This window comes from Macrococcus brunensis (assembly GCF_022343725.1).
In the GTDB taxonomy this organism is placed as follows: Bacteria; Bacillota; Bacilli; order Staphylococcales; family Staphylococcaceae; genus Macrococcus; species Macrococcus brunensis.
The window spans coordinates 1,576,399-1,599,073 of the sequence record NZ_CP092179.1 but is presented as its reverse complement, the minus strand read 5'-3'; the positions used below and the strand labels follow the sequence as shown (position 1 = coordinate 1,599,073).

Below are 22,675 nucleotides of genomic sequence, written 5' to 3'. Positions count from 1 at the left end.
CTTGTAATTGCAATTTAGAAATTAATTAAAATACCAAGTAGAAGAAAAAATGTTTAAAAATATTAACTTGGTATTAGAGAAGAAATCGGATTTGTCCGATTTTTTATTTTTTCTTCGTCTGTCCGAATCCAAACAAAATATACAGCATTACAACCGTCAGGCCTACAATTATTATTGTACTGTCAATGGTCGTCCTCCTGTTATTTTGTCATTGAACACTTTTGTTCTAGTTTGGCTCTTTTCATTGTCAATTGATGGTATTTTTTATTTTAGTAGTGATAGTATATTATGGTTATAAGAAGGCTGATGACTGGAGGCGATTTTGATGACTGTTATTGCTGGTGTTGATTTTCTGAATACTTCTCTGTCACCGTTTGTTCAGGTGGAAGATGAGAATCGTATTCGCTTTTCTATAGACGATTTGTCATTTAAGGAATTTAAATTGCTGCTGCTTGCTCTGAATAGGAACTTATCTACGATGGCATTCTCTAAACGTAAAGTAGGATGGGGCAAGGTTAAGCCTTATTATCTGTATCGTTTTATGAGAATTCCCAGCTGGAGTGTCCATTCATGCGCAATTGATTGGCTGTACTTTGCTGTTGTCAGGAATCTGCGTCAGCGTGATATAGAGCAGTTCTATAAAGCGTATAGACGCAAAGTACATATGCCGCTTGTGACGTATTTTTACAATGAGGACACCTTCATAAGGATCAGCCCTTTTTATGTTGATATTATTTCTGATGACGTCACTTTAATTGCGCATTTAAGATCTTCTTTTAGTAACAGGGTAACTGATTTCGATGGTGTTCTGCCGATTTCAGAAGAGGAATGGTGAATTAACATAGGGAGGGGCATCAATAATCACGCACGATAACTTTAAGTTCTGGCTCACTTACCGCACTCATTTTCTTCAGGCGCAGTTAGATGGTAAGAGATCGTGTCATGATTCGGTTAAGAAGTTCTCTTTTTCTCCATCTTTCAATGATGAGTCGTGATTTAGCACGTTTTGATTATGTGCGTCCTGTTGTCTGTGATTTAAGAGGGTGGCTGCTGCAGGTTCAGCTGACCAGTCAGTACTATGTGTAGAAAAGGCTGCATTATGCCAAAGTGCCGCGTGAAGAGCAGAATCCTCAAGTAACATGGAACTGCCGTAATCTGGCTGAGGAGACTATTTATCAGATGGATGCAGTGGATAGACACGGTTATGTAAAGAGTGACTTGTATCTGGTGGACTTTGAATAATAATTAAGGAGAAAAGTGAGACATTTCTTTACCTTAAAGTTTCCTTAAAACTGTCTAGGTTTCCTTATTTATCATATTCTGAGTGCTATGATAAATAAAAATGAGGGAGTGTAGATGGGTCTTTTCGATCAGTTGATGGGCAACTCAAGCGAGCAGAATCTTCAAGAAGTATAGAATGAGTTTGGAGGTTATTTACTTCCCGATGAAGTGGTTGAAGCGAGGTTCTTTCTGAGAAGACTAACATCATCGCACTTCAGCAACTGATTTCCAGACATGTGCTGTAAGCTATATTTTTTAACGACAGATATTGGAATCTGTCGTTTTTTTATTTTATCAGTCATCAATCACGTTCAATATAATTTGCTAAAATGTATGAAATTGCTATAAATTTGTATATTTTTCTAGATAATCTAGATATTTAAAGTTTACTGATGCATAATAATAGTAATAATTCATCATTTAAGGAGAAATTCATGAGAAAACTATCGTTAGTGATAATGGGAACGAGCATGATTATGGCAGCTTGTGGCAACGATTCAGAGTCTAAAAAAGAAGAAACCGCTTCTGAAAAATCATCGGAAGAAAGTGTGACTCTTAAAACAGAAAAGCCGCCGACAGAAGCTCAAATGACGGAGAATCCAGTGACTGAAGAAGTCAAAAAAGTGAATAAGACTATTGATATCATGTCTGAGGATCTCATTAATGAATTTACAAAGGATAAAGGATCAGGGTATCAAGGAATTGAACCAGGACTTACTTATAGTCAGATAAAAGAGATGTTAGGCGCCTATGACGGTACTGCAGAAATGCTGGGAGGTCTGCATGTTAAGTTCGGTGATTATGCTGTAGTGTTTGATGGCGTGACTGAGGAGAACCAGTTGAGTGATCACACTAAGATAAAATATGTTTTTATTTCCCCTGACGAGACCCTCGACGCGAGTGAGTTTTTTGAGGCATGGGGCAAAGAGGACAGCCGGGAAAGTATTTCGCCGAGTGGCATTTCCATGTTGTATCGTTATACCGTCAATGGCAGGAGTGTAGATGCTCTTATTCATAGCGGTCAGGTTGTATGGGTCACTAAGCATGATATGAAGCAGGTCATGAATGAACATGCAGGTGATGAAAATATTTCTATGGAGCGAGGCATCGCTCACTACAACTATCCTCAGATTGATAGTCGTGAGTTCGGTCAGAGTGTTCTGTCAAACTCATTTAATATCATGGGTTATCATGCAGGTGATGATGCAGGAGATCTGATAGAAAAGTTAGGTATGTATGAAAGTAAGGAAGACGGAGATCAGGGCTCTGTCTATCACTATGACAACTTCAGTGTTATGATCAATGACAATAAAATCTACGCTATTACGCTGAATGTCCTGGAGGAAAATGTCTCACCTGATATACAGGAAATCTGGGGGGTCCAATCTGAAAATACCGGCAGTGAATATATGCGTTTCGATAAAGTGAAGGACAATGGTTTCTATGTAGAAGTTTACCCGTATATGGGTCCGACTGCTGGTATTTCCGGCATTACGATTTACAGAGAAAATTATGCCGGCCCTTCGCTGGAACAAGCTGATACAGGCCGCTTTACAAAAGAGATGATTCTTAATAAAGATTTTGCTTATTCTATATTGAGTAACGACTATAACATTGCAGGCTACCATGCAGGTGATAACGCTACGTTACAGGAAGTGATTGAAGCGGTAGGCGAGCCTGATTCCCGGCATCAAAACGAGAACGGTGTAGAATACATTGAATACGGTCTGAAGAGAATGACTTTTATAGATGATAAACTCGAATTTATTTCACTGGATGTTACAGAATCAGATATTGATGAATTACGCACTGCCTGGGGCTATGACTATCAGATTATTAACAGCGAAAGCGGCGAATACACTGTCTACGACACAAATAAAACAAACGGCTATCATGTTGAAATCTTATCTTTAAACGACCAGGTTCAGTCAATCACGATACATGGAGACAATTATAAGAAAAATCATCTGTGGTGGGGTGTGTGAGTCTTCTGCCTTAAAGTTTCCTTTCAGCAGGAACCGGAATAATTACAGGGTGAATTTGAAAAGTGCTGAAGCAATCGTGCAGTTTTATGACAGAAAAACAGATATTGTTGTATTGCGACGTCTGAGTGCAGAGGCAATTTTATAAGTGACTATATAAAAGCACTTTTCGTCATGTTTACGAAAAGTACTTTTTTGAGATCATAAATTAATTGTCATAAGTTGAGTCATCTTTAGATGGATAGCTGACTTTTTCTAGTAAAGTTTGTTCAAGGGACTGATCAGGTTTTAAGATGGATAAGGTTCCATCTGTCTCGAGGATGATGGCTTCTATCTCTGACAGTGAGGCGTGACCTTGTGAACGCACGGCCTGCTTAACTTCTGTTTCTAGCAGACGTTCTTTCTTCATCGCTTCTTTCAGAAACTGGCCCTTGTAATAGAGTAGCGTAGGATTTGATTTGATGATTTCACTGACTTTCGGATTGATGAGTGATAGTTTGGTCAGGAGCAGCTGCAGGCCGATCAATGTGGCGAATGCGACGATTCCCTGGAGTAATGCGATGTCTTTACTGGTCATGATGCTTGCTAGTGTAGAACCAAGCGCAATGGTCACAATGAGGTCGAATGCATTGAGTTTCGTCAGTGTGCGTTTGCCGCTTGCTCTCAGCAGGATGATAAGGGCCGTATAGGCCATAATCCCGATTAAAAATGTTCTGATGATGACATTGAAGTTGTCAAAAAATAGTTTGTCCATGATGATCTTCCTTTTAAATTATTTCTCTAAATATCTGTAGAGAGTCGAGTGGCTGCTGTCTGGCTTTTCTTTGAACTGCGCCAAGAACAGCTTTCAAGTAATTTTAATGGTTGATTCTCTCAAAAACGATCATTTTAATCGCATTGATATCCTCTATTTTATCACTCATGTACTTCAAACATATATAGCGACCATTTTATTCTGTTTCTATGATCATAATATGCTGAAAATATTGAAGCCACTCAATAATTCTGAAGAGAAAGACAGACAGTCATATCTGTCTTTTTTATGATAAGCGACTGGCAATCTCTGGTATGATAAAACTAAAAGGGGATGGGAAGATGAGACCAGAAGAGGAAAGAGAACGTCTAAGACAAGAAGAACTAAAACGTAATGTAGCAGGTAATACTTTTAATGATGCACAGCATGGATTGAACGATCTGACAGGTAGTGTAAGTACAAAGATGATGGGGATGGGCATTGTTTTCTTATTGCTGTTGATACTTGCAGGCTGGTTAATTTTTGGCCATTAGGCACGATAAGTGACTGTCTATATTAAAAAGGAGGAACATGAAATGACTCAATTACCTGAAAGTTTTTTTATGGGGCGGTGCACTCGCTGCCCATCAGTTTGAAGGCGGCTGGAATAAAGGAGGGAAAGGGCCGTCTGTAGTGGATGTGCTGACAGCGGGTGCGCATGGTGTGCCGCGTCGTATCACTGATCAAGTGGAAGCGGATGAATTCTATCCGAACCATGAGGCCATCGACTTTTATTCCAACTACAAAGAAGATATCGCTCTCTTTGCAGAAATGGGGCTGAAGGTTCTTCGGACTTCTATCGGCTGGACACGTATTTTCCCGAAAGGAGACGAAGCTGAACCGAACGAAGAAGGTCTGAAGTTCTATGATGAGGTCTTTGATGAACTGCTGAAGCATGGCATCAAGCCTGTCATTACGCTCAGTCATTTTGAGATTCCGTTACACTTGGCGCGTGAATACGGCGGGTTCCGTAGTCGGAAAGCCGTTGATTTCTTCGTTCGTTTTGCTGAGGTCGTATTCGAACGTTATAAAGATAAAGTGGAATACTGGATGACGTTCAATGAGATCAATAACCAGATGGATGTCAATAATCCGCTCTTCTTATGGACTAATGCAGGGATCCAGGTAGAAGAAGGAGAAGATGCGCGAAGTGTCATGTACCAGTCCGCGCATCATCAGCTGCTGGCAAGTGCCAGAGCTGTAGCGGCAGGGCGGAGAATCAGCCCTGATTTTAAAATCGGCGCAATGGTCTCGTACGTTCCTGTCTATCCTTATTCCTGTCATCCGAAAGATATCATGGCAGCTGAAATCGCGAACCGCGAACGATTCTTCTTCCCGGATGTGCAGGTCAGAGGGAAATATCCCGCCTATGCTTTGAAAGAACTTGAGCGCTTAGGTGTATCGTTACCGGTTGAAGCAGGGGATGAAGCAGATCTTAAAGCTGGGACGGTTGATTATCTGGCGTTCAGCTATTATATGTCAACAGTGGTCAAACATGATGCAGTTCATACAGCAAGTGACAGCATTATCAACGGTGGTTTAAAGAATGGCGTTGATAATCCCTATCTTGAATCTTCTGACTGGGGCTGGACGATCGATCCGGATGGTCTTCGTTATGTGCTTAATACCTTATATAATCGTTATCAGATTCCTCTCTTTATCGTTGAGAATGGGTTCGGTGCAATAGATCATGTTGAAGCAGATGGTATACATGACGAGACACGAATCGATTATTTCAGCAAGCATATAGCAGCTGTGAAAGAAACGGTACTTGAAGACGGTGTGGATTTGATCGGCTATACACCATGGGGTATCATTGATGTTGTGTCATTTACGACAGGCGAGATGAAAAAACGCTACGGCATGATATATGTCGACCGGGATAATGAAGGACAGGGGTCGATGAAACGAATGAAAAAGGATTCCTTCTACTGGTATCAGAATGTCATAGCGACTAATGGACAGGAAATATAGTTCAATGCTTGATGAACTTGAATAGATCATCTCATTAATTGATAAAATTATTTAATATATAATTATGTACAGCACAATGTTTTTTATATGTAATATAAATGCATTTGATAATATGCTATTACCCTTTCTGTCATACAAATATAATATAGAATGAATTGTGTTCTTGATATAATGATTGAAATTATATCAACGACAAGCATCATCATGGTATAAATCAAACATTATAACAACGACGATAGGGGAACAGACATGCCATATTTTGAATTTTTAATCGCTGTGAAGAAAAAGGATATGAAAGCCGTGGATAACATCGTGGCTGATGAAGTTTTCACCTCAATTGTAGAAGTGGACGGTACAAGACTTAATCTGGAACGTGCTGCATTCCTGGCACGCATTGAAAGCAAGATAGCTGAAACAGAGCACTGGGATTTTGATATTATATATAAGGCAAACATACAAGAACGGGTGATTGCTTTTATGGAAGTCAGTCGTGAGCTGAAAGACCTAGAAAGAAAAAGAGAGAAAGTAGCCTGGTTACTGACGTTCCAGAAAGTTGATGATGGGTTTAAGCTGGTCAGACTGTTCGCTGAAGAACTGGAATTAACAAGGGTGTGAGATAATTCGTCCCACATCCTTTTTTTAATCACATTGACCATTGATGCAGCAAGTGGAAGCATATTATGCACGACTAGCCTCTATTTATCCGGCATGATGAATGTCGAAGTTTAAAGATGAACTGCGACATTTTTATTTACGGAGTATTGAAATGATGTTTACTTTGTTAATGTGATAAAGTAGATGTATAGATAGTCATATCGCTTGAAAGTTATTAGAGGCAATAGAAAGGAAACATAATGAAAAAATCTAATCTGATCATGATGATCTTTATGACAGGTGCATTCTTTACGTTTTTAAATGAAACACTGCTCAACATCGCTTTAACAGAACTGATGCATTATTTCGAGATTGATGCGCCGACTGTCCAGTGGCTTGCCACAGGGTTTATGTTAGTGATGGGGATGCTGATGCCTCTATCAGCTTCACTTGTCCAGTGGTTCACGACGAGACAGATGTTTATCGGTCTGATGAGCATCTTCCTTATCGGCACATTGATCGCAGGCTTCTCGGTTAACTTTCCGATGCTGTTAGCCGGCCGGATGATCCAGGCAGCAGGTACGGGTCTTTTGATCCCGACCATCATGACCGCGATGCTGCTGTTATTTGAGCCGCATGAACGCGGTAAGGCCATGGGGAACTTTGGTCTCGTGATGATGTTTGCGCCGGCTATCGGTCCGACATTATCAGGTATTATCGTTGATTTATTAGGCTGGCGCTGGTTATTCTTCGTCGTAGTACCGTTCGTCATCGGCTCTATTCTGCTGGCACTGCGCTATCTTGAAAACGTCACTGAAGTCACGAGACCGAAGATCGATGTGCTGTCAGGACTTCTGTCATCACTGGGCGTAGCGAGTGTGATCTATGGATTCAGTGCAGTCGGGACAAGTGCAGGCGGTTTTACGAATCCGGTTGTTTTAGCGACGATTATCCTGGGAACAGCGGCTTTAATCATCTTCGGGCTGCGTCAGCGCACACTGGCTGAGCCGATGCTTGACCTTGCGGTGTTCAAATATACGAACTATAGTCGCGGTATGGTGATATTTGCAGTAGTGGTCATGGCAATGTTTGCCTCCAATATCGTCATGCCGATGTATCTGCAAGGTCCGATGATGTTCTCAGCTAAAATAGTCGGTATGATTCTGCTGCCGGGCGCGCTGCTGAATGGTTTTCTGTCACCTGTCATGGGTCGGATCTTTGACACTATCGGTCCTCGTAAAATGATTATCCCGGGCATGCTTGTGCTTGCTTTGGTCATGTTCTTTTACTCTGTCATTCATCCGGGGATTTCAGTAGTCATTTTTATCATTGCGCATATTCTACTCATGATCAGTATTTCGATGATTATGATGCCGAGTAATACAAACGCACTGAATCAGCTGCCGAAACGACTTTATCCGCATGGGACTGCCATCAGTAATATGATGCAGCCTCTTGCAGGAGCGATGGGTGTATCACTCTTTATCACAATTATGACAAGTGGTCAGCAAAAAGCGCTCGATGGTATTACGAAACCGACAACGGCGCAGATTAATGATGCCCTGACGGTTGGTGTTCATCATGCCTACTGGTTTGCGACGGCACTGGTCGTTGCAGGTCTCATCATGTCACTGTTTATCACGCGCAGCGTACCACCTGAAGAACAATAGGCCATCTCGAATGAGATGGCCTATTTTTTATGCACCGACTTCCTTGGCATGTTTAACGGGGCCAGGAATATCGAGGCGGACACTATTGATTTCTGAGAAAGTTGTCATTGCATTGTTATGGACAGTGGTTTTGTCATTTTTAAGTTTCAGGTCATTGGTAATTTTCTCAATCTGATTGCGTTTATCGAAAGTAAAAGTGATCTCGTTTTGAATGTCTGGATAAGTTTTCTTCAGATTATTGATGGCTTTTTTATCTTCTTTGCTCTGACCGAAAACTTTCAGGTATTCATCATAGCCGTTAATTGTCTGTGTCAGTGTATGGTCTTTGTACTTGGCAGCTGTCATCTTGTCGAGTAGCTGAAACTGCTCGCTGTAGAGAAGCGGTTTTGTCATCGAAAGCAGCTGAGAACCACCGAGTTTCGATATATCCACCCATTCGCCTTCTCTCTGCAGAATAGCTTTCTTATCATAGACATAGAATTTACCGTCTTCTTCTGAATTCTTGACGGTTACTTCCTGATTGTCATCCTCATCTTTTTTAAGTCCGAGATAAGTCTGTGTTTCTTTATTGTTTTCTGTTGACTGAGTCTTATAAGTGGATGCATAAGATTTTACATCGTCTTTCATTTGCTGTGCAGCCTTAATCTGTGACGCTGTATCTGTCACTTTGACGGCCTCTTCTGACTGACAGCCAGCCAGTAAAGCTGATGCAAGGAATACAGCAGATAATCTTTTATACATATCGAACCTCCGAAATTCATAGTCTCTTTAGTATAATAACATTAATGTCTTATTCGCAACTGAAGTAGGGTATGATAGATAAAATGAACATTTTAAGGAGGACAATATGAAAGTAGCAATTATCGGTGGTGGCGTAGCCGGGACCCACGTCCTTAAGTATTTACTGAATCATAAACTCGGCAAGAAACTGGATATCACAGTCTTTGATGACAAAAAGTATATGGGTAAGGGACGTGCTTTTCAATATGAAGATGTGGAAATGCTGCTCAATTACCCGGCAAATCAGTTGTCTATGAAACGGAATAAGAAAGATGACTTTATGAAATGGGTGGAAGAGAACCGCTCTGTAGAAGAAATTCAGGCGCGTGAAGGGGATAATTCGAACGAGGAGGGCAACATCTACTTCTCTCGTCAGTTGTTCGGCAAATATATGGAAGCGCAGTTTGAAGCGCTTATTAAAAAAGGCAAGGTTACAGTGGTGACCGATCATATTCGCGCGGTGAAGAAACGTCCTGGGGGCTATGAGCTTGAAACACAGGATCAGAAGCATCAGTTTGATCATCTTTTTATGACAGCGGGACAACTGCCGGCAAAGGATCCTTATAAACTGAAGGAAACGGATCACTTCATTTCATGGCCATATCCGCTTCATACTCTTGAAGTAGAAACAGAGAAAGATTATGCGGTAATTGGTGCCGGACTCAGTGGACTGGACTGTATGCGCTATTTAACGAAAGAAGGCTCTAAAGTGCTCGTTGCCTCTCATTCAGGAGAAGTGCAATCCGTGCGCGGTAAGATGGTGACGTTCAAAATGAAGTACTGGACAGCAGCGAGTTTCCGTAAAATCCGTAAGAAAAATAATGACTTTATTCCTCTGGATAAAGTAGTGGAACTCTTTAAGAAAGAATGTGATCATCAAGGCGTAGATTTTGAAAAATTCTACGGTGTCTCACGCAAAGATCCAGTGAAAGCGATGCAGTTTGACCTGAAAAATCATGAAGCTATCGGCGCACTGCAGTCGATGTTTTATCAGATCATGTTCGAAGCATCGCAAATCTGGCCTTATATGACTAAGGAAGATAAAGCACGCTATCAAGAAGAGTACGCACCATTCGTCGATCACTATTCAAATCCGATGCCAGAACCAAGCGCGGAAGAACTGATCGACCATATTGAAAATAACAGAGTCGTGATTAAAGCAGGGCTGGAAGCTATCGAATATAAATATCGTAAATATCGTCTTCAATATGAAGATGGTTCTGAAGACCGTGTACATTATGTCATCAATGCGACAGGTCCAGCTAAATATTTAAGTAAAACTGAGGTTAGTCCGATGCTTGAAGGTCTGCTGAATGACAGTCTGATTGCTGAACATGCAGACGGTGGTATTCAAGTGATGCCAGGCGACGGGCGAGTTATCAGTCCGAAATACGGCGTACTTGACGATTTTGTTGCGTTAGGACAGCTGACAGGTGGCGTCAATATGAAGAACAATGGTGTCTATGAATTGTTGTTAGAAGCACGCCGGGACGTCAAAGCGTTCTATGATCGTATTAAATAGGTTGATGGAAGCACTCATTGAAAGTGCTTTTTTTGTTAGGAGAGGTGAAAGCTGGTGCAAAAACGATCAATTGCATCAACTTTTTATTCTAACTACCTTCATCTTGCATTTAATGCTTAGAAGCTGTACGATTAATACGTTAGGCAACTAACATAACTTCATACATTCTTTCGGGGCAGGGTGAAATTCCCAACCGGCGGTCATAGCCCGCGACCCTTTATCGATGTTCGATATTGGCTGATTCAGTGAAATTCTGAAGCCGACAGTTAAAGTCTGGATGGGAGAAAGAATAAGACACCATTGTAAGATGGTTTATTTGACCATGACTTTTTAATGCTTACAAGGTCTTATTTGTGATACCTAAATTCAAGGCGCCTCTCAGGGCGCCTTTTTATTTTGAGGAGGAACAGATGTATCTTAAACAAGCTTTTGAACTCGTTAAAATGACGGCGGGACAGACCGGACGTAATCCGGCAGTGGGCTGCATCATTGTAAAAAATGGCGTCATCATCGGTATAGGTGCTCATCTCAAGGAAGGAACCGCGCATGCTGAGGTGCAGGCGATCAAAATGGCAGGAGATGCAACAGACGCAACACTTTACTGCACGCTTGAACCTTGTAATCACACAGGCAAGACACCGCCTTGTACTGAAGCGATTATTCAGGCAGGTATCACAAAGGTCGTCTTTGCTGTTCGTGATACTAGTCTGGATGATACAGGTATTCGATATATGGAATCACATGGTATAGAAGTGATTCATGCGCCTGACTCTGCCATCTCCGCGTTTTATGAGGCTTTCTTTACTTCAAAAGAGGAGAAACGTCCTTATGTCACGCTGAAGCTGGCTTCGACACTTGACGGTAAACTTGCCGATGACTTTGACAACAGTAAATGGCTGACAAACACGGCTTCACGTCAGGATGTACACCGACTTAGACATAGTCAGGATGCAGTACTCGTCGGCAGAAAAACTTATGAAATCGATAAGCCAAAGCTCGATGCGCGTCATGTCAGTGACAAGGAGCCTGCCAAGGTGATTATCTCGCAGTCGGGAGATGTAACGCTCCACGAAGCGGATAGAATGAACGGACAGAGAATCCTCGTTATCAGCCCGGCAGAAATCCCGCATGCGGAGACTTTAATCACACAAGATTTCCGTCCGGCACATCTCCTGGAACTTCTCTATCAGGCAGGCATCAGCCGGCTGATGATAGAAGGTGGTTCCGGCGTCATCAGTGAATTTATAGAACAGGATTGTTTTGATGAAGTCGTCATTTATTACGCCCCGAAACTACTTGGCGGCACATTGAACAATCGTTTTTATCATACAGAAGAAAGTCGGATGACTCAGCTCAGACTAGTGGATATTCAGCAGTTTGAAGATGATGTCCGTCTGACTTACCGAAAGGGGCAGTAAGATGTTTACAGGTTTAATTGAAGAAGTAGGTACGATAGAACGCATCAAGCAGCAGGGTGCACTTAAAATGACGATCCGCTGTAAGAAAATACTTGAAGATATTAAGGTAGGTGACTCAATCGCAGTCGATGGCACGTGTCTGACAGTGACTTCTTTTACACCTCAGTCCTTTGATGTGGATGTCATCATCGGCACATCAGACCGTACAAAATTCAAGGCAGTGAGCGCCGGTTATCAAGTCAATTTAGAGCGTGCACTCCTGCCGACGACACGTCTCGGCGGTCATTTCGTCTCAGGTCACGTGGATAACACAGGCAAAGTGCTGCGTAAACTGTCTAAAGGGAATGCTATCGTCTATCACATCAGCCTGGATAAAAATGACCAGAAATATGTCATTCCAAAAGGCTCCATCGCAGTCGATGGCACGTCACTGACCATCTTTGAATTGAACGCGAATTACTTTGAGATACAGTTGATCCCGGAGACACAGGAAGCGACTAAACTGATGTCCCTCAAACCGGGCGACACGGTTCATCTCGAGTTTGATATGCTCGGCAAATATATTGTCAGACAGGAGGCGCTCGCATGTTCAGCACAATAGAAGAAGCACTTATCGATCTGAAGGCGGGTAAACCGGTGATTGTTGTCGATTCAGAAGACAGAGAAAACGAAGGGGATTTAGTCGCTGTTACAGAGTTTGCAGCGCCTGATGTTCTCAATTTGATGATTACAGAAGCGCGTGGCCTCGTCTGTGCGCCATTATCCAGAGAACTGGCTGAGCGTTTTAACCTGACGCCGATGACTGCGCGTAATGACGATCCGCATGGTACCGCTTTTACGATCAGCATCGACCATGTGTCATCCACAACAGGTATCAGTGTACAGGAGCGTTTTGATACTGTTCGTGCACTACTGGGCGAAGACAGCCGCTGCTTTAATTCACCCGGCCATATTTTTCCGCTCATCGCGAAAGACGGTGGTGTACTGGAAAGACAGGGACATACAGAAGCCTGTGTTGACCTCGCCGGGCTATGTGGCGCTAAAAAAACAGGTATTATCTGTGAAATCATCAAGACGGACGGGACGATGGCAAGACGCGATGATCTCGTCCAGTTTAAAGAGAAGCATGACCTGAAGATGATCACTATAGAAGCGCTGGTTCATTATCGTAAACAACAGGAAGCACTCGTCAAGCGAGAAGCAGTCGTTGATATGCCGACAGATTTCGGACACTTCACGGTATACGGCTATAGTGAAATCTACAGTGATAAAGACCATGTCGTCTACATGAAACCTTACGAAGGTGTGCCCGACATCCGTTTACATTCTGAATGCCTGACAGGCGATGTCTTCCATTCAAGACGTTGTGACTGTGGTACCCAGCTCGAGAACGGACTTCGCCATATCGATGCGCACGGCGGCCTGCTCATATATTTAAGACAAGAAGGGCGCGGCATCGGTTTGATCAACAAACTGAAAGCATATGAAAAAATAGAAAAGGGTCTCGACACAGTTGAGGCAAACGCGGCACTCGGTTTTGATGCAGATCTTCGTGACTATGGTGTCGCTGCTGCCATACTCCGCGACCTCGGCATTCCATCTGTCAATCTTATCACCAATAATCCGCGCAAAATTGATGGTTTAAGAGACTACGGCATTGACGTCAGAGTGCGTATTCCCCATCAGTTTTCAAGCAACCCGGACAACAGTCATTATTTAGCAACAAAAAAAGAAAAATTAGGACATTTACTGGAGGAGAATTTAATATGAAATATGATGCGAAAGTAACAGGACAAGGACTTAAAATTGCGATTGTCGCTTCTAGATTCAATCATTTTATTACAGACCGCTTAGTAGAAGGTGCAGTGGATACATTAATCCGTCATGGTGTTGAAGAAGAAAGTATCGACCAGCTGCTGGTGCCTGGCGCATTTGAGATTCCATTTATCGCACAGAAACTGGCGAAACAGGGTAAATACGATGCCATCATTACACTGGGCTGCGTCATCCGCGGTGCAACCACTCATTATGACTATGTCTGCAATGAAGTAGCAAAAGGTGTGTCTAAAGCCAATGAATTCGGGATTCCCGTTATCTTCGGTGTCCTGACGACAGAAACAATTGAACAGGCGATTGAACGTGCCGGTACTAAAGCAGGCAATAAAGGTGGCGAAGTCGCAGTTGCTGCAATTGAGATGGCCAACTTAAATAAAATGATATAAAAAAACTCGGATGTCAGCAGACATCCGAGTTTTCTTTATTATTTACGTTTTGCGAGTAATGCTATTGCTGAAATCGCAGCCACAGCACCTGCACCAATTGCGATGTTTTTATTAACTTGCGGTGTAAAGATAGACTTCGTCACAAGCTGTAAGTTCTGAGGGCGTTCTGCTAAACGACGGACGAAGTAACCATACCAGTCCTGACCAAATGGCACATAGACACAGAACTGATAGCCTTGTTTCGCGATTTCTTCCTGCAGCTCAGTACGGAAGCCGTACAGCATCTGGAATTCAATCAGGTCTTTGTTTAAGTTATGCTGATTGATGAATTTCTTTACGTGATTGATGATGTTATGATCATGAGTCGCGATAGAAGTCATCGCTTTAGCACTCAGAAGACGCTGCTCGATCAACTTGATGTAGTTCTCGTCGATATCTTCTTTTGTCTGATAAGCCACTTCAGGACTTTCCTTATAAGCACCTTTTACAAGACGAAGACGCACATCTTTGTATTTCTCGATCTCATCAGTTGCGCGGAAGAGGTAAGCCTGAATCACAGTACCGACATTTTTGAATTCACCTTTTAAACGGTCAAGGATTTCAAATGTCTGCACTGTGTGATTGTAATCTTCTGTGTCCATGTTGATATGCATGTTACCGTGCTGATAAGCAACCATCAGGATTTCACGTACGTTCTCGTAGCAGAATTCTTTGTCTACATCGAGACCGATCTGTGTGAGTTTAATGGACATATGCGCTTTGACGCCCGCATTATCAATCGCTTTGATCATAGCGATGATTTCTTCTTTGGCTTTAGTTGCCTCTTCTTTAGAGAAAACAAACTCTCCTAAGTTATCAACAGTCGCTGTGATGCCTTTACGGTTTAATTCTTTAATTGCTTCGATAGTAGATGGAATATCCACACCTGCTACGACTTTATTTGCACCGAGTGCCAGACCATATTTTTTTGCTGCCGCATTCAGTGTCTGATTCTCGCTTAACATGATAAAGAAATCTCTTGTTAAACCCATGCTAAAAACCTCCTAGTGTTTTCATATAACTTAATATATTTTACTACAAATATTCAAAAAGTTAAGCGTTTTCTTTTTAAGTTATTCAGTTATTTTGTAGAAAATTACTCATTGCACTAAAAGGCATAAAAAATAAGTGCCTAATCCTCGGATTGGACACTTTTATCGGCGATAATTTTACTGTCTAGAGGCTGAGCACTGATGTCGATAATATGAGGGACTACATTGATCAAGCAAAGTGTAATGACGATTTTTTTAATAAAGCGCATAAGGGCCTCCTGATATTCTCTTCTTTATCAGTTTATCCGGCTAATGTGAAGAAACGTTTAAAGAATTGTAAATTAAATGTTTACTTTTCAGTCAGTAAGCGCTTTATTCATGTATAATGTAAAAAAAGATGAAGGAGCAAGAACATGAGAGATTTAGGGGTTTACTTTGGTACATTTGCACCATGCCATGTAGGTCATTTTGAACAGATAGTACGAGCAAAACGTGAAAATACACGTGCTGTTGTCATTGTGTCAGGCTATGACGGCGACCGCGGAGATCTGGCAGGCATGAGCCTCGTCAACCGTACGAAGTCTATGCGCGAATTACTGAAAGATGATGATAATGTAACGGTCATGAAACTGGATGAGACCCATATTCCGAAGTATCCAGCCGGCTGGCAGCCTTGGCTTGAACTGCTGGAAGCTCATATTATAGAAGGCGCAGGTGAGTTTAACTCAGTCACTTTCTATGTGGGTGAGGATGAGTACATCGAACCGCTGAACACTTACTTCAAAGCAAAATGGCCGGAACGTGATATCGTCATCACACGCGTTGACAGACGTATTACGGGTATCAGCGGCACCTCTATCCGTGAGAATCCGATTTATAACTGGGATTATGTTACACGTCCGTTCAGAAGATTCTTTGTGCAGAATGTACTGATTATCGGGACGGCAAGTACCGGTAAAACGACATTGACGCGTGACCTGGCACGTAGATATTCCACTTCTTATTCTCTTGAATATTCACGTGAATATCAGACGGAACGTCAGGTTAAAGATGATGAATTGGATATTAAAGACCTGCAGGCAATCGGTATCGGACAGTATGAAGTGAACCGTAAACATATACATTCACCGGGTACACGAAAAGTCTTTTTTGCGGATACAGATGTGATGACGACAAAACTATATTCTAAGATTTATCTGTCTGATGAAGACTATGCAAAAATCGCACCCGTCTTTGATTTCTATATTTCGCAGCAGACATGGGCCCTGATTCTCCTGCTTCCACCGACGACCACATATGTTAATGATGGCTTCCGTGATATGTCGCAGGCAGACACAGATTCACGCAATAAAATGCATCAGATGTTTTTGGATGAACTTGAGCAGCACGGGCTCATGGAAAAGACCGTTGTGCTGCAAGGCGAAAGCTTCCAGGAAAAATACGAAGAAGCACATCGCTTGGTCGATGAGCTGCTGGCGGAAGGGAAAGATAACTGATGTTTCTAGTAAAAGACTTTAAAGGATTTACGACGTATGAGAAGGTGTTATTTGCATTCATTCTAATAGCCCAGATTTTTATCCTTGTCTATTTCTGGAATAATGGTGAAGCTTTTAATACCCTTAGCGTTATTTCTGCCATTTCAAGTATCTCGGGTGTTGCATGTGTCATCATGTCGGCTAAAGGACGATTGAGTACTTTCTTCTACGGGGTTATTCAGGCAGCGACCTATGGTTATGTCAGCTATAAAAGTTTTCTCTTCGGAGAAGTAGGTCTTCAAGTTGTATTTGGGATTTTTCAGTTCATCGGCCTCTATGCTTGGCTGAAGAACATGCATAGTGATCACCATACAGATGATCCGGATGTTCAGGAAGTTGATTCTCGAGGACTGAGTATTCGCGGCTGGCTGATTACAATTGCAGTGACCGCACTGGTTTATGTAGGAACGGGTTATTATCTTGATAACTTTACAGAAGCAAAGCAGCCATTTGTCGATGCTTTATCTGTAGGTCTTAGTTTAGTCGCACAGACCCTTATGACGCTACGTTATAAAGAACAGTGGATATTATGGATTGTCATTAATATGGTGTCTATCTTCCTATGGGCAAGACTGATGTTGCAAAATGATAAACTGACATTTGAAGGTTTATCAGCTGTCACCATGTGGGTTGCTTTCCTGATCAATAGTGTCTACGGTTACTACTACTGGAAAAAACTACAGGATGTGCAGGTTACTGAGAAATATTAATTTATTGTAAAGGTGGAACAATATTCTTTAAAAACTCTTAATAATTTTCCTTCTGACAGGATGATAGAATAGATATATCTTAATGAATAATCTAAAGAGGTGTATCTATGTTTAAAGATATGGCGTTCTACATTTTCGGGCATGAAATTGATCCGTTTTTACAACTTTTTATTTTTGAACCGATTGTGATTACCATTATTGCAGTTCTCGTCGCAATCGTGACTAAAAAAGCATGGACAATGGCGTTAGTCATTATTCTTCTCAACATCATTGATAATGCAATCGATGTTAACTTCTTATTTGGAGATCAAGGCATTGGTACTATTCTCGGACAGAACGTGGCATTCTTCTTCTCGAATACTTTCTCTATGTTCTATGAATTTGTATTCAGTTTCTTATTAGCTGGTCTGCCAGTTATGCATAAAAAATTCGGTATCGCTTAAGCGATACCGTTTTTTTATTGATGTTCTTTTTTATAGACTTGTGCTTTATCAGCATACTCCTGGACGATACGTTCCATATCCTGATAATCTTCTGGCGTCAGTTCTCTGACGACTCGTGCCGGGCGTCCAAATGCGAGTGTCCGTGGCGGTATTTTGGTACCTGGTGTGACAAGAGAGCCTGCCCCGATAAATGCATATTCTCCAATTTCTGCGCCGTCAAGCACAGTGGAGTCCATACCGATCAGCGCATGATTTCTGATGATGGCAGAATGCAGCGTGACTTTATGGCCGATTGTCACACGGTCTTCAATGATCAGAGGTTTATTCGGTGACTGATGCAGGCAGCATAAGTCCTGTATGTTACTTTCTTTGCCGATAATGACAGGACTGACATCGCCGCGGATGACTGCGTTGTACCAGACAGATGAGCCTTCACCTATCTTAACATTTCCTGTTACAACAGCACCTGGTGCGATAAAAGAAGTTTCATGTATTTCGGGTTGTTGTCCTTGATAGTTCACAAGCATGATGAATCTCCCTTTCTTTTTTTGGTATAATTAATTTTATCATGAAAGAGGAAAGTGGGCAGAGTTATGTGGAAGTGGGAAACGGAAAAAACAGCTAAAGGTGTTGTGGTCATCGTCCATAGTATATTGGAGCATCACGGACGTTATGCCTGGCTGATTACACAGTTAAGACGTCAAGGCTACCATGTTGTCATGGGCGACCTGCCTGGACAGGGACAGACATCACGTGTCAGAAAAGGGCATATCAATTCCTTCGCTGATTACAGAGAAGCAGTGCTTGACTGGATAGATGTCGCCGAATCATATTATCTGCCGGTTTTCGTCATTGGTTCAGGTCTCGGCGGACTCATCATCACTAATCTGCTGGAACATATCACACTTAAGCTGGAAGGTGTCATCTTATTGTCGCCGCTCTTCGGTTTTCAGCATACAACGACGACCCGGAAGAACTTCTTTGCTTCTAGTTTCGGTGGTACATCTAAAGATGCCAAATTTGATATGAAGATAGATTATGCACAGCTGACTCGTTCTGAAGATGTGATAGCGGAAGTACAGAATGATTCTCTGATGCTGAGTCAGGTCAGTTATCACTGGTACCGTTCAATTATTGAGACGATGAAGGAAACGATGGAAAATCTGGAGCGGATTGAACCGGTTGCGATACAGCTTCATTACGGCACGGAAGACCGGCTCGTAGACTTATCGCAGATCAAGGTATTTGAACGCGAGATGGCTTGTGAAGTGAAGGAATGGTCAGGCTTTTATCATGAACTCCACCAGGAACCTGAAAACGAAAAAGTACTGACAGAAATAGTTGATTTTATGGATAAAAGAATCGAGTATATAGGGTTGATTCTTGAATAAAAGGGTAAGAATAAGCTAATATTGTCTTAGACAGGGGGCATTAGATGTCACGCGAAAAAAATGAACTCAGTGATATGGTCGCACTAAATGATTTACAGAAAGAAATCGATACTATTTTCGATGTTATATCTGATCGATTTGATTTGTCAAAAGAAGAGTATTTGACGATGGTCGCACTATGGGATAATGGCCCGATGTCAATGAAACGACTGAATCAGTATGTGGATATTAAACCTTATAAGCGGACCCGCTTTTTTAATAATTTAGTGGCGAAAGGCTGGATTTATAAAGAACGTCCTGCGAATGATGAGAGAACGGTCATCATTCATTACAATGAGGAAAGAGCATCTGATAAAGAAGAAATCGTCAATGTTGCGTGTTCAGTAATCAAGAATAATATGAATGATTTCAAGAATTATTTTGATCAGGTTCTCAATATATGTAAATAAAAACGGTAAGCAGCTGCTTACCGTTTTTCTATTGCACATATAAAGGGTGGGTTGTTCTTCTGATTGATAAAGCCATACTGAATGATGTGTGCCAGCTCCTGATCGAACTCATAAAGGAATTTCAAAACTTCTTCTTTTTCAATCTGTCCTTCTGCATGACCAGGATAGATGACCAATATAATCATTCCACCTGGTTTGAGCAGTTTAAAGAGCGCATTGATTGCTTCAACGGTCGTTGCAGGTAGCGTGGTAATTGATTTATCGCCTTTTGGCAAGTAGCCAAGATTGAAGATGGCGCAGCTGATTGTGTCAGTGACATAATTGCTGACATGTTCATGGCCGTCCTGAATAAAAGTGATATTAGAGTAGTCTTTCGTTTTTTCTTTTGCGTTCTGAATTGCAGCGTCCTGGATATCGAATGCATAAACATGGCCATTTTCTGATACTTTTTCCGCAAGATAAAGGGTATCGTTTCCGTTGCCACAAGTTGCATCGACAACTATATCTCCAGCTGCCGCTGATAAGTCGATGAGTTGTTTGGAGAAGGGCAGGATGCCTTTAAGCTTCATGTGCCACCTTATAGTGCTTTCCTTGCCAGCTATCACGGCGGATGAGTTCCTGGTCGATTGCATTCAGGACTTCCCATTTATTGACGCTCCACATCGGTCCGATCATCAGTTCAATCGGACCGTCACCTGTAATACGATGGATGATCATCTCGGGTGGCAGCAGTTCCAGCTGGTCTGCGACAAGACTGACATAGTCGTCTTTTGACATGAACTCGAGCTTGCCTTTTTCGTACTGTTTGATCATCGGTGTTCCTTTTAATAAGTGCAGAAGGTGGATTTTGATACCTTGTACGTCCATTTCTGCCACTGCTTGTGCTGTTTCCATCATCATATCGTAATTTTCACCTGGCAGACCATTAATGATATGCGAACAGATATTGATATTGTGCTTACGCAGTTTTGCAACACCTTCGTAGTAACACTGCATATCGTGTGCACGGTTGATCAAGTCTGATGTCTCCTGATGAACAGTCTGCAGTCCGAGCTCTACCCAGAGATAAGTCCGCTCATTTAATTCTGCCAGATATTCGACGACATCGTCAGGCAGACAGTCTGGGCGTGTAGCGATTGACAGACCGACAACACCTTCCTGCGCGAGCGCTGCCTCGTATTTTTCTTTTAAGACGTGAAGCGGGGCATGGGTATTCGTATAGGCCTGGAAGTAGGCGATATACTGACCGTCTTTCCATTTCTCGTGTGTACGGTTCTTGATTTTTTCAAACTGAACAGGAATCGGGTCGACACGTTCGCCCGCGAAGTCACCGGAACCTGCTACAGAGCAGAATGTACAGCCGCCATGGGCCACTGTGCCGTCCCGGTTCGGACAGTCAAATCCGCCTTCAAGTGCGACTTTGAAGATTTTCTGACCGAATTTCTGACGGAGATGATAGTTCCATGTATGATAACGTTTATTGTCTAATGCATATTTAAATTGTTCCATTTAGTCTCACCTTTCTTATTGTAGGATTTTAACACAAAACGTTGTCTTACAGTGAGAAAAAAGTTACGCTTGAAAGAGTGAGGTGAAAAATATGAAGATGCCAAAATTAGTCTGGCTTCTTATCATTGGGATGGCAGTCAACGTGACAGGGGCAAGTTTTATCTGGCCGCTTAACACGATATATATACATAATGAGCTCGGAAAGAGTCTGAGCGTTGCAGGGATTGTACTGATGTTGAATTCCGGTGCGTCTGTTGTCGGCAATCTGCTCGGCGGTAAAATGTTTGACCGTTTCGGCGGCTATCTGTCTGTGATGACCGGTATTTTGATAGCGCTGGTAAGTCTGGTCGGCATGGTCATGCTTCATTCCTGGCCGTGGTATCCAATCTGGCTGATTCTGGTTGGCTTTGGATCAGGGATTGTCTTTCCTTCTATTTATGCGATGGCAGGAGTGGCCTGGCCGGAAGGGGGCAGACGGACGTTTAATGCAATCTATCTCGCACAGAATTTAGGGGTGGCGCTCGGCGCGGCACTCGGCGGCTTTATGGCCGATATCAGTTTCAATATTATTTTTATCGCGAATTTAGTGCTTTTCGTTGTCTTCTTTTTTATTGCTTTCTTTGGCTACAGGGAAGCGGACAATCTTCATAAAGACCGTAAAGTCGAGGAAGTAAAGGAAATAGTGGATAAGAGTAGATTTAATGCGCTTATCTTAGTCTGCGTAGCATATTGTCTCTGCTGGATCGGCTATGTGCAGTGGCAGACGACTATTTCAAGTTACACTCAGACTATTGGTATCAGTCTTCAGCAGTATAGTATGCTGTGGGCGCTAAATGGTGTACTTATTATAGTAGGTCAGCCGCTGTTCCGACCGTTCGTACGTCTGATTGAAGACAAGATTAAGACTCAGATTGCGGTCGGGATAACGATATTTATAGCGTCGTTTGTCGTAACCAGTTTCGCTGAAAGTTTTATGATGTTTGTTGTCGGAATGGTAATTCTGACGATCGGTGAGATGTTCGTCTGGCCGGCTGTCCCGACTATCGCAAACATGCTTGCGCCTGAAGGACGAGTCGGTACTTATCAGGGCATCGTCAACTCGACAGCGACACTCGGTCGTGCAATTGGGCCGGTTGTCGGGGGTGTGGTCGTCGATCTCTACAATATGCAGGTGATGTTTGTAGTGATGATTGCGCTCCTCATCGTGAGCTTCTTGTTTTTGAAAGTGTATGATAGAGGACTTGAGAAGTGATGGGATAATTTTGAAAAAAGTATAATTTGGACTCTCGCTAACTATTTATGTAGTGAGAGTCCAAATTTTTGTATTATTTAGTCTCTCGTGGAGAAACCATATGCTGAGAGTCCAAAATA

General features: G+C 42.3%; 25 protein-coding genes and 1 riboswitch. Of the genes, 19 read left to right on the top strand and 6 right to left on the bottom strand.

Translation table 11 applies throughout. The features are described 5' to 3' along the window. The first annotated feature begins 325 nt into the window (after nucleotides 1–325). From MGG13_RS08290 to MGG13_RS08280, 4 genes are all read left to right on the top strand, one after another. Nucleotides 326–835, top strand: a complete 510-nt coding sequence (locus tag MGG13_RS08290) for a hypothetical protein (protein WP_239034580.1) — start codon at nucleotides 326–328, stop codon at nucleotides 833–835. Nucleotides 836–924: 89 nt separating this feature from the next. Further along, nucleotides 925–1,086, top strand: a complete 162-nt coding sequence (locus MGG13_RS08285) for a hypothetical protein (protein WP_165983052.1) — start codon at nucleotides 925–927, stop codon at nucleotides 1,084–1,086. 21 nt (nucleotides 1,087–1,107) lie between these two features. After that, complete coding sequence (locus MGG13_RS11335; protein WP_275416066.1) at nucleotides 1,108–1,242, top strand: hypothetical protein; 135 nt, start codon at nucleotides 1,108–1,110, stop codon at nucleotides 1,240–1,242. A 473-nt stretch (nucleotides 1,243–1,715) separates the two neighbouring features. Further along, entirely contained in the window at nucleotides 1,716–3,266 is a 1,551-nt protein-coding gene (locus MGG13_RS08280; RefSeq protein WP_239034579.1) for a hypothetical protein, read from the top strand. Between the two features lie 205 nt (nucleotides 3,267–3,471). On the opposite strand, the gene MGG13_RS08275 is transcribed toward MGG13_RS08280, so the two are convergent. Next, the gene (locus MGG13_RS08275) at nucleotides 3,472–4,017 is read right to left on the bottom strand and encodes a DUF421 domain-containing protein (RefSeq protein ID WP_208001744.1); all 546 of its coding nucleotides are present in this window, start codon (nucleotides 4,015–4,017) and stop codon (nucleotides 3,472–3,474) included. Between the two features lie 341 nt (nucleotides 4,018–4,358). On the opposite strand from MGG13_RS08275, the gene MGG13_RS08270 reads away from it, so the two are divergent. The 4 genes from MGG13_RS08270 to MGG13_RS08255 all read left to right on the top strand — a co-directional run bounded on the left by MGG13_RS08270 (nucleotide 4,359) and on the right by MGG13_RS08255 (nucleotide 8,294). Beyond that, nucleotides 4,359–4,550, top strand: coding sequence for a DUF6366 family protein (locus MGG13_RS08270; protein WP_133431242.1), 192 nt, complete (start codon nucleotides 4,359–4,361; stop codon nucleotides 4,548–4,550). 55 nt (nucleotides 4,551–4,605) lie between these two features. Then, on the top strand, nucleotides 4,606–6,030 hold the full coding sequence (locus tag MGG13_RS08265) for a 6-phospho-beta-glucosidase (protein WP_239035703.1): 1,425 nt from the start codon (nucleotides 4,606–4,608) through the stop codon (nucleotides 6,028–6,030). 249 nt (nucleotides 6,031–6,279) lie between these two features. Further along, nucleotides 6,280–6,645, top strand: coding sequence for a hypothetical protein (locus tag MGG13_RS08260; RefSeq protein ID WP_239034578.1), 366 nt, complete (start codon nucleotides 6,280–6,282; stop codon nucleotides 6,643–6,645). A 239-nt stretch (nucleotides 6,646–6,884) separates the two neighbouring features. Continuing rightward, entirely contained in the window at nucleotides 6,885–8,294 is a 1,410-nt protein-coding gene (locus MGG13_RS08255; protein WP_239034577.1) for an MDR family MFS transporter, read from the top strand. A 27-nt stretch (nucleotides 8,295–8,321) separates the two neighbouring features. On the opposite strand, the gene MGG13_RS08250 is transcribed toward MGG13_RS08255, so the two are convergent. Next, nucleotides 8,322–9,035, bottom strand: coding sequence for a hypothetical protein (locus MGG13_RS08250; RefSeq protein ID WP_239034576.1), 714 nt, complete (start codon nucleotides 9,033–9,035; stop codon nucleotides 8,322–8,324). Between the two features lie 106 nt (nucleotides 9,036–9,141). Here MGG13_RS08250 and MGG13_RS08245 point away from each other — a divergent pair, with 106 nt between their 5' ends. The 5 genes from MGG13_RS08245 (at nucleotide 9,142) to ribH (ending at nucleotide 14,236) form a co-directional block, all read left to right on the top strand. Continuing rightward, the gene (locus MGG13_RS08245; RefSeq protein WP_239034575.1) at nucleotides 9,142–10,596 is read left to right on the top strand and encodes an FAD/NAD(P)-binding protein; all 1,455 of its coding nucleotides are present in this window, start codon (nucleotides 9,142–9,144) and stop codon (nucleotides 10,594–10,596) included. Between the two features lie 162 nt (nucleotides 10,597–10,758). After that, a riboswitch (FMN riboswitch) is annotated at nucleotides 10,759–10,889 on the top strand. A 117-nt stretch (nucleotides 10,890–11,006) separates the two neighbouring features. Beyond that, the gene (ribD, locus tag MGG13_RS08240; RefSeq protein WP_133431236.1) at nucleotides 11,007–12,014 is read left to right on the top strand and encodes a bifunctional diaminohydroxyphosphoribosylaminopyrimidine deaminase/5-amino-6-(5-phosphoribosylamino)uracil reductase RibD; all 1,008 of its coding nucleotides are present in this window, start codon (nucleotides 11,007–11,009) and stop codon (nucleotides 12,012–12,014) included. Between the two features lies 1 nt (nucleotide 12,015). After that, a complete protein-coding gene (locus MGG13_RS08235) occupies nucleotides 12,016–12,615 on the top strand; it encodes a riboflavin synthase (RefSeq protein WP_133431235.1) in 600 nt (199 codons plus the stop codon). After that, the gene (ribB, locus tag MGG13_RS08230) at nucleotides 12,600–13,784 is read left to right on the top strand and encodes a 3,4-dihydroxy-2-butanone-4-phosphate synthase (protein ID WP_239034574.1); all 1,185 of its coding nucleotides are present in this window, start codon (nucleotides 12,600–12,602) and stop codon (nucleotides 13,782–13,784) included. Before MGG13_RS08235 ends, ribB begins: the two co-directional genes overlap by 16 nt. Then, a complete protein-coding gene (ribH, locus tag MGG13_RS08225) occupies nucleotides 13,781–14,236 on the top strand; it encodes a 6,7-dimethyl-8-ribityllumazine synthase (RefSeq protein ID WP_133431233.1) in 456 nt (151 codons plus the stop codon). Before ribB ends, ribH begins: the two co-directional genes overlap by 4 nt. A gap of 38 nt (nucleotides 14,237–14,274) precedes the next feature. On the opposite strand, the gene MGG13_RS08220 is transcribed toward ribH, so the two are convergent. Further along, the gene (locus tag MGG13_RS08220) at nucleotides 14,275–15,267 is read right to left on the bottom strand and encodes a proline dehydrogenase family protein (RefSeq protein ID WP_239034573.1); all 993 of its coding nucleotides are present in this window, start codon (nucleotides 15,265–15,267) and stop codon (nucleotides 14,275–14,277) included. Between the two features lie 413 nt (nucleotides 15,268–15,680). Here MGG13_RS08220 and MGG13_RS08215 point away from each other — a divergent pair, with 413 nt between their 5' ends. The 3 genes from MGG13_RS08215 (at nucleotide 15,681) to MGG13_RS08205 (ending at nucleotide 17,955) form a co-directional block, all read left to right on the top strand. Beyond that, a complete protein-coding gene (locus tag MGG13_RS08215; protein WP_239034572.1) occupies nucleotides 15,681–16,763 on the top strand; it encodes an AAA family ATPase in 1,083 nt (360 codons plus the stop codon). Continuing rightward, nucleotides 16,763–17,512 (top strand): nicotinamide riboside transporter PnuC, encoded by a 750-nt coding sequence (gene pnuC, locus MGG13_RS08210; RefSeq protein WP_239034571.1) that lies wholly within the window; start codon nucleotides 16,763–16,765, stop codon nucleotides 17,510–17,512. Before MGG13_RS08215 ends, pnuC begins: the two co-directional genes overlap by 1 nt. A gap of 107 nt (nucleotides 17,513–17,619) precedes the next feature. After that, nucleotides 17,620–17,955: a hypothetical protein gene (locus MGG13_RS08205; RefSeq protein WP_133431229.1), complete on the top strand. Its 336-nt coding sequence runs from the start codon at nucleotides 17,620–17,622 to the stop codon at nucleotides 17,953–17,955. 14 nt (nucleotides 17,956–17,969) lie between these two features. Here the strand turns inward: MGG13_RS08205 and MGG13_RS08200 are convergent, their stop codons facing one another. After that, nucleotides 17,970–18,482, bottom strand: coding sequence for a gamma carbonic anhydrase (locus tag MGG13_RS08200; protein WP_133431228.1), 513 nt, complete (start codon nucleotides 18,480–18,482; stop codon nucleotides 17,970–17,972). A gap of 66 nt (nucleotides 18,483–18,548) precedes the next feature. On the opposite strand from MGG13_RS08200, the gene MGG13_RS08195 reads away from it, so the two are divergent. Continuing rightward, nucleotides 18,549–19,346: an alpha/beta fold hydrolase gene (locus MGG13_RS08195; protein WP_239034570.1), complete on the top strand. Its 798-nt coding sequence runs from the start codon at nucleotides 18,549–18,551 to the stop codon at nucleotides 19,344–19,346. Between the two features lie 44 nt (nucleotides 19,347–19,390). Then, entirely contained in the window at nucleotides 19,391–19,795 is a 405-nt protein-coding gene (locus MGG13_RS08190; protein WP_239034569.1) for a transcriptional regulator, SarA/Rot family, read from the top strand. A 17-nt stretch (nucleotides 19,796–19,812) separates the two neighbouring features. Here MGG13_RS08190 and mnmM read toward each other — a convergent pair whose 3' ends face one another. Next, nucleotides 19,813–20,364, bottom strand: a complete 552-nt coding sequence (mnmM, locus tag MGG13_RS08185) for a tRNA 5-(aminomethyl)-2-thiouridylate-methyltransferase MnmM (RefSeq protein WP_133431225.1) — start codon at nucleotides 20,362–20,364, stop codon at nucleotides 19,813–19,815. After that, complete coding sequence (gene mnmL, locus MGG13_RS08180; protein WP_239034568.1) at nucleotides 20,354–21,304, bottom strand: tRNA modification radical SAM protein MnmL/YtqA; 951 nt, start codon at nucleotides 21,302–21,304, stop codon at nucleotides 20,354–20,356. Before mnmL ends, mnmM begins: the two co-directional genes overlap by 11 nt. Before the next feature lie 91 nt (nucleotides 21,305–21,395). Between mnmL and MGG13_RS08175 the strand changes: the two genes are divergently transcribed. Continuing rightward, complete coding sequence (locus MGG13_RS08175; protein WP_239034567.1) at nucleotides 21,396–22,556, top strand: MDR family MFS transporter; 1,161 nt, start codon at nucleotides 21,396–21,398, stop codon at nucleotides 22,554–22,556. Nucleotides 22,557–22,675 lie beyond the last annotated feature (119 nt).

Bases quoted from the DNA above. Each gene is read 5' to 3' on its own strand.
- MGG13_RS08215 (WP_239034572.1), top strand. From the start codon at position 15,681: ATGAGAGATTTAGGGGTTTACTTTGGTACATTTGCACCATGCCATGTA.
- MGG13_RS08285 (WP_165983052.1), top strand. From the start codon at position 925: ATGGTAAGAGATCGTGTCATGATTCGGTTAAGAAGTTCTCTTTTTCTC.
- MGG13_RS08270 (WP_133431242.1), top strand. From the start codon at position 4,359: ATGAGACCAGAAGAGGAAAGAGAACGTCTAAGACAAGAAGAACTAAAA.
- MGG13_RS08255 (WP_239034577.1), top strand. From the start codon at position 6,885: ATGAAAAAATCTAATCTGATCATGATGATCTTTATGACAGGTGCATTC.
- MGG13_RS08220 (WP_239034573.1), bottom strand. From the start codon at position 15,267: ATGGGTTTAACAAGAGATTTCTTTATCATGTTAAGCGAGAATCAGACA.
- ribH (WP_133431233.1), top strand. From the start codon at position 13,781: ATGAAATATGATGCGAAAGTAACAGGACAAGGACTTAAAATTGCGATT.
- ribD (WP_133431236.1), top strand. From the start codon at position 11,007: ATGTATCTTAAACAAGCTTTTGAACTCGTTAAAATGACGGCGGGACAG.
- MGG13_RS08290 (WP_239034580.1), top strand. From the start codon at position 326: ATGACTGTTATTGCTGGTGTTGATTTTCTGAATACTTCTCTGTCACCG.
- MGG13_RS08195 (WP_239034570.1), top strand. From the start codon at position 18,549: ATGTGGAAGTGGGAAACGGAAAAAACAGCTAAAGGTGTTGTGGTCATC.
- MGG13_RS08175 (WP_239034567.1), top strand. From the start codon at position 21,396: ATGAAGATGCCAAAATTAGTCTGGCTTCTTATCATTGGGATGGCAGTC.
- MGG13_RS08245 (WP_239034575.1), top strand. From the start codon at position 9,142: ATGAAAGTAGCAATTATCGGTGGTGGCGTAGCCGGGACCCACGTCCTT.
- MGG13_RS08200 (WP_133431228.1), bottom strand. From the start codon at position 18,482: ATGCTTGTGAACTATCAAGGACAACAACCCGAAATACATGAAACTTCT.
- ribB (WP_239034574.1), top strand. From the start codon at position 12,600: ATGTTCAGCACAATAGAAGAAGCACTTATCGATCTGAAGGCGGGTAAA.
- MGG13_RS08250 (WP_239034576.1), bottom strand. From the start codon at position 9,035: ATGTATAAAAGATTATCTGCTGTATTCCTTGCATCAGCTTTACTGGCT.
- mnmL (WP_239034568.1), bottom strand. From the start codon at position 21,304: ATGGAACAATTTAAATATGCATTAGACAATAAACGTTATCATACATGG.
- MGG13_RS08275 (WP_208001744.1), bottom strand. From the start codon at position 4,017: ATGGACAAACTATTTTTTGACAACTTCAATGTCATCATCAGAACATTT.
- MGG13_RS08205 (WP_133431229.1), top strand. From the start codon at position 17,620: ATGTTTAAAGATATGGCGTTCTACATTTTCGGGCATGAAATTGATCCG.
- mnmM (WP_133431225.1), bottom strand. From the start codon at position 20,364: ATGAAGCTTAAAGGCATCCTGCCCTTCTCCAAACAACTCATCGACTTA.
- MGG13_RS08235 (WP_133431235.1), top strand. From the start codon at position 12,016: ATGTTTACAGGTTTAATTGAAGAAGTAGGTACGATAGAACGCATCAAG.
- MGG13_RS08280 (WP_239034579.1), top strand. From the start codon at position 1,716: ATGAGAAAACTATCGTTAGTGATAATGGGAACGAGCATGATTATGGCA.
- pnuC (WP_239034571.1), top strand. From the start codon at position 16,763: ATGTTTCTAGTAAAAGACTTTAAAGGATTTACGACGTATGAGAAGGTG.
- MGG13_RS08260 (WP_239034578.1), top strand. From the start codon at position 6,280: ATGCCATATTTTGAATTTTTAATCGCTGTGAAGAAAAAGGATATGAAA.
- MGG13_RS08190 (WP_239034569.1), top strand. From the start codon at position 19,391: ATGTCACGCGAAAAAAATGAACTCAGTGATATGGTCGCACTAAATGAT.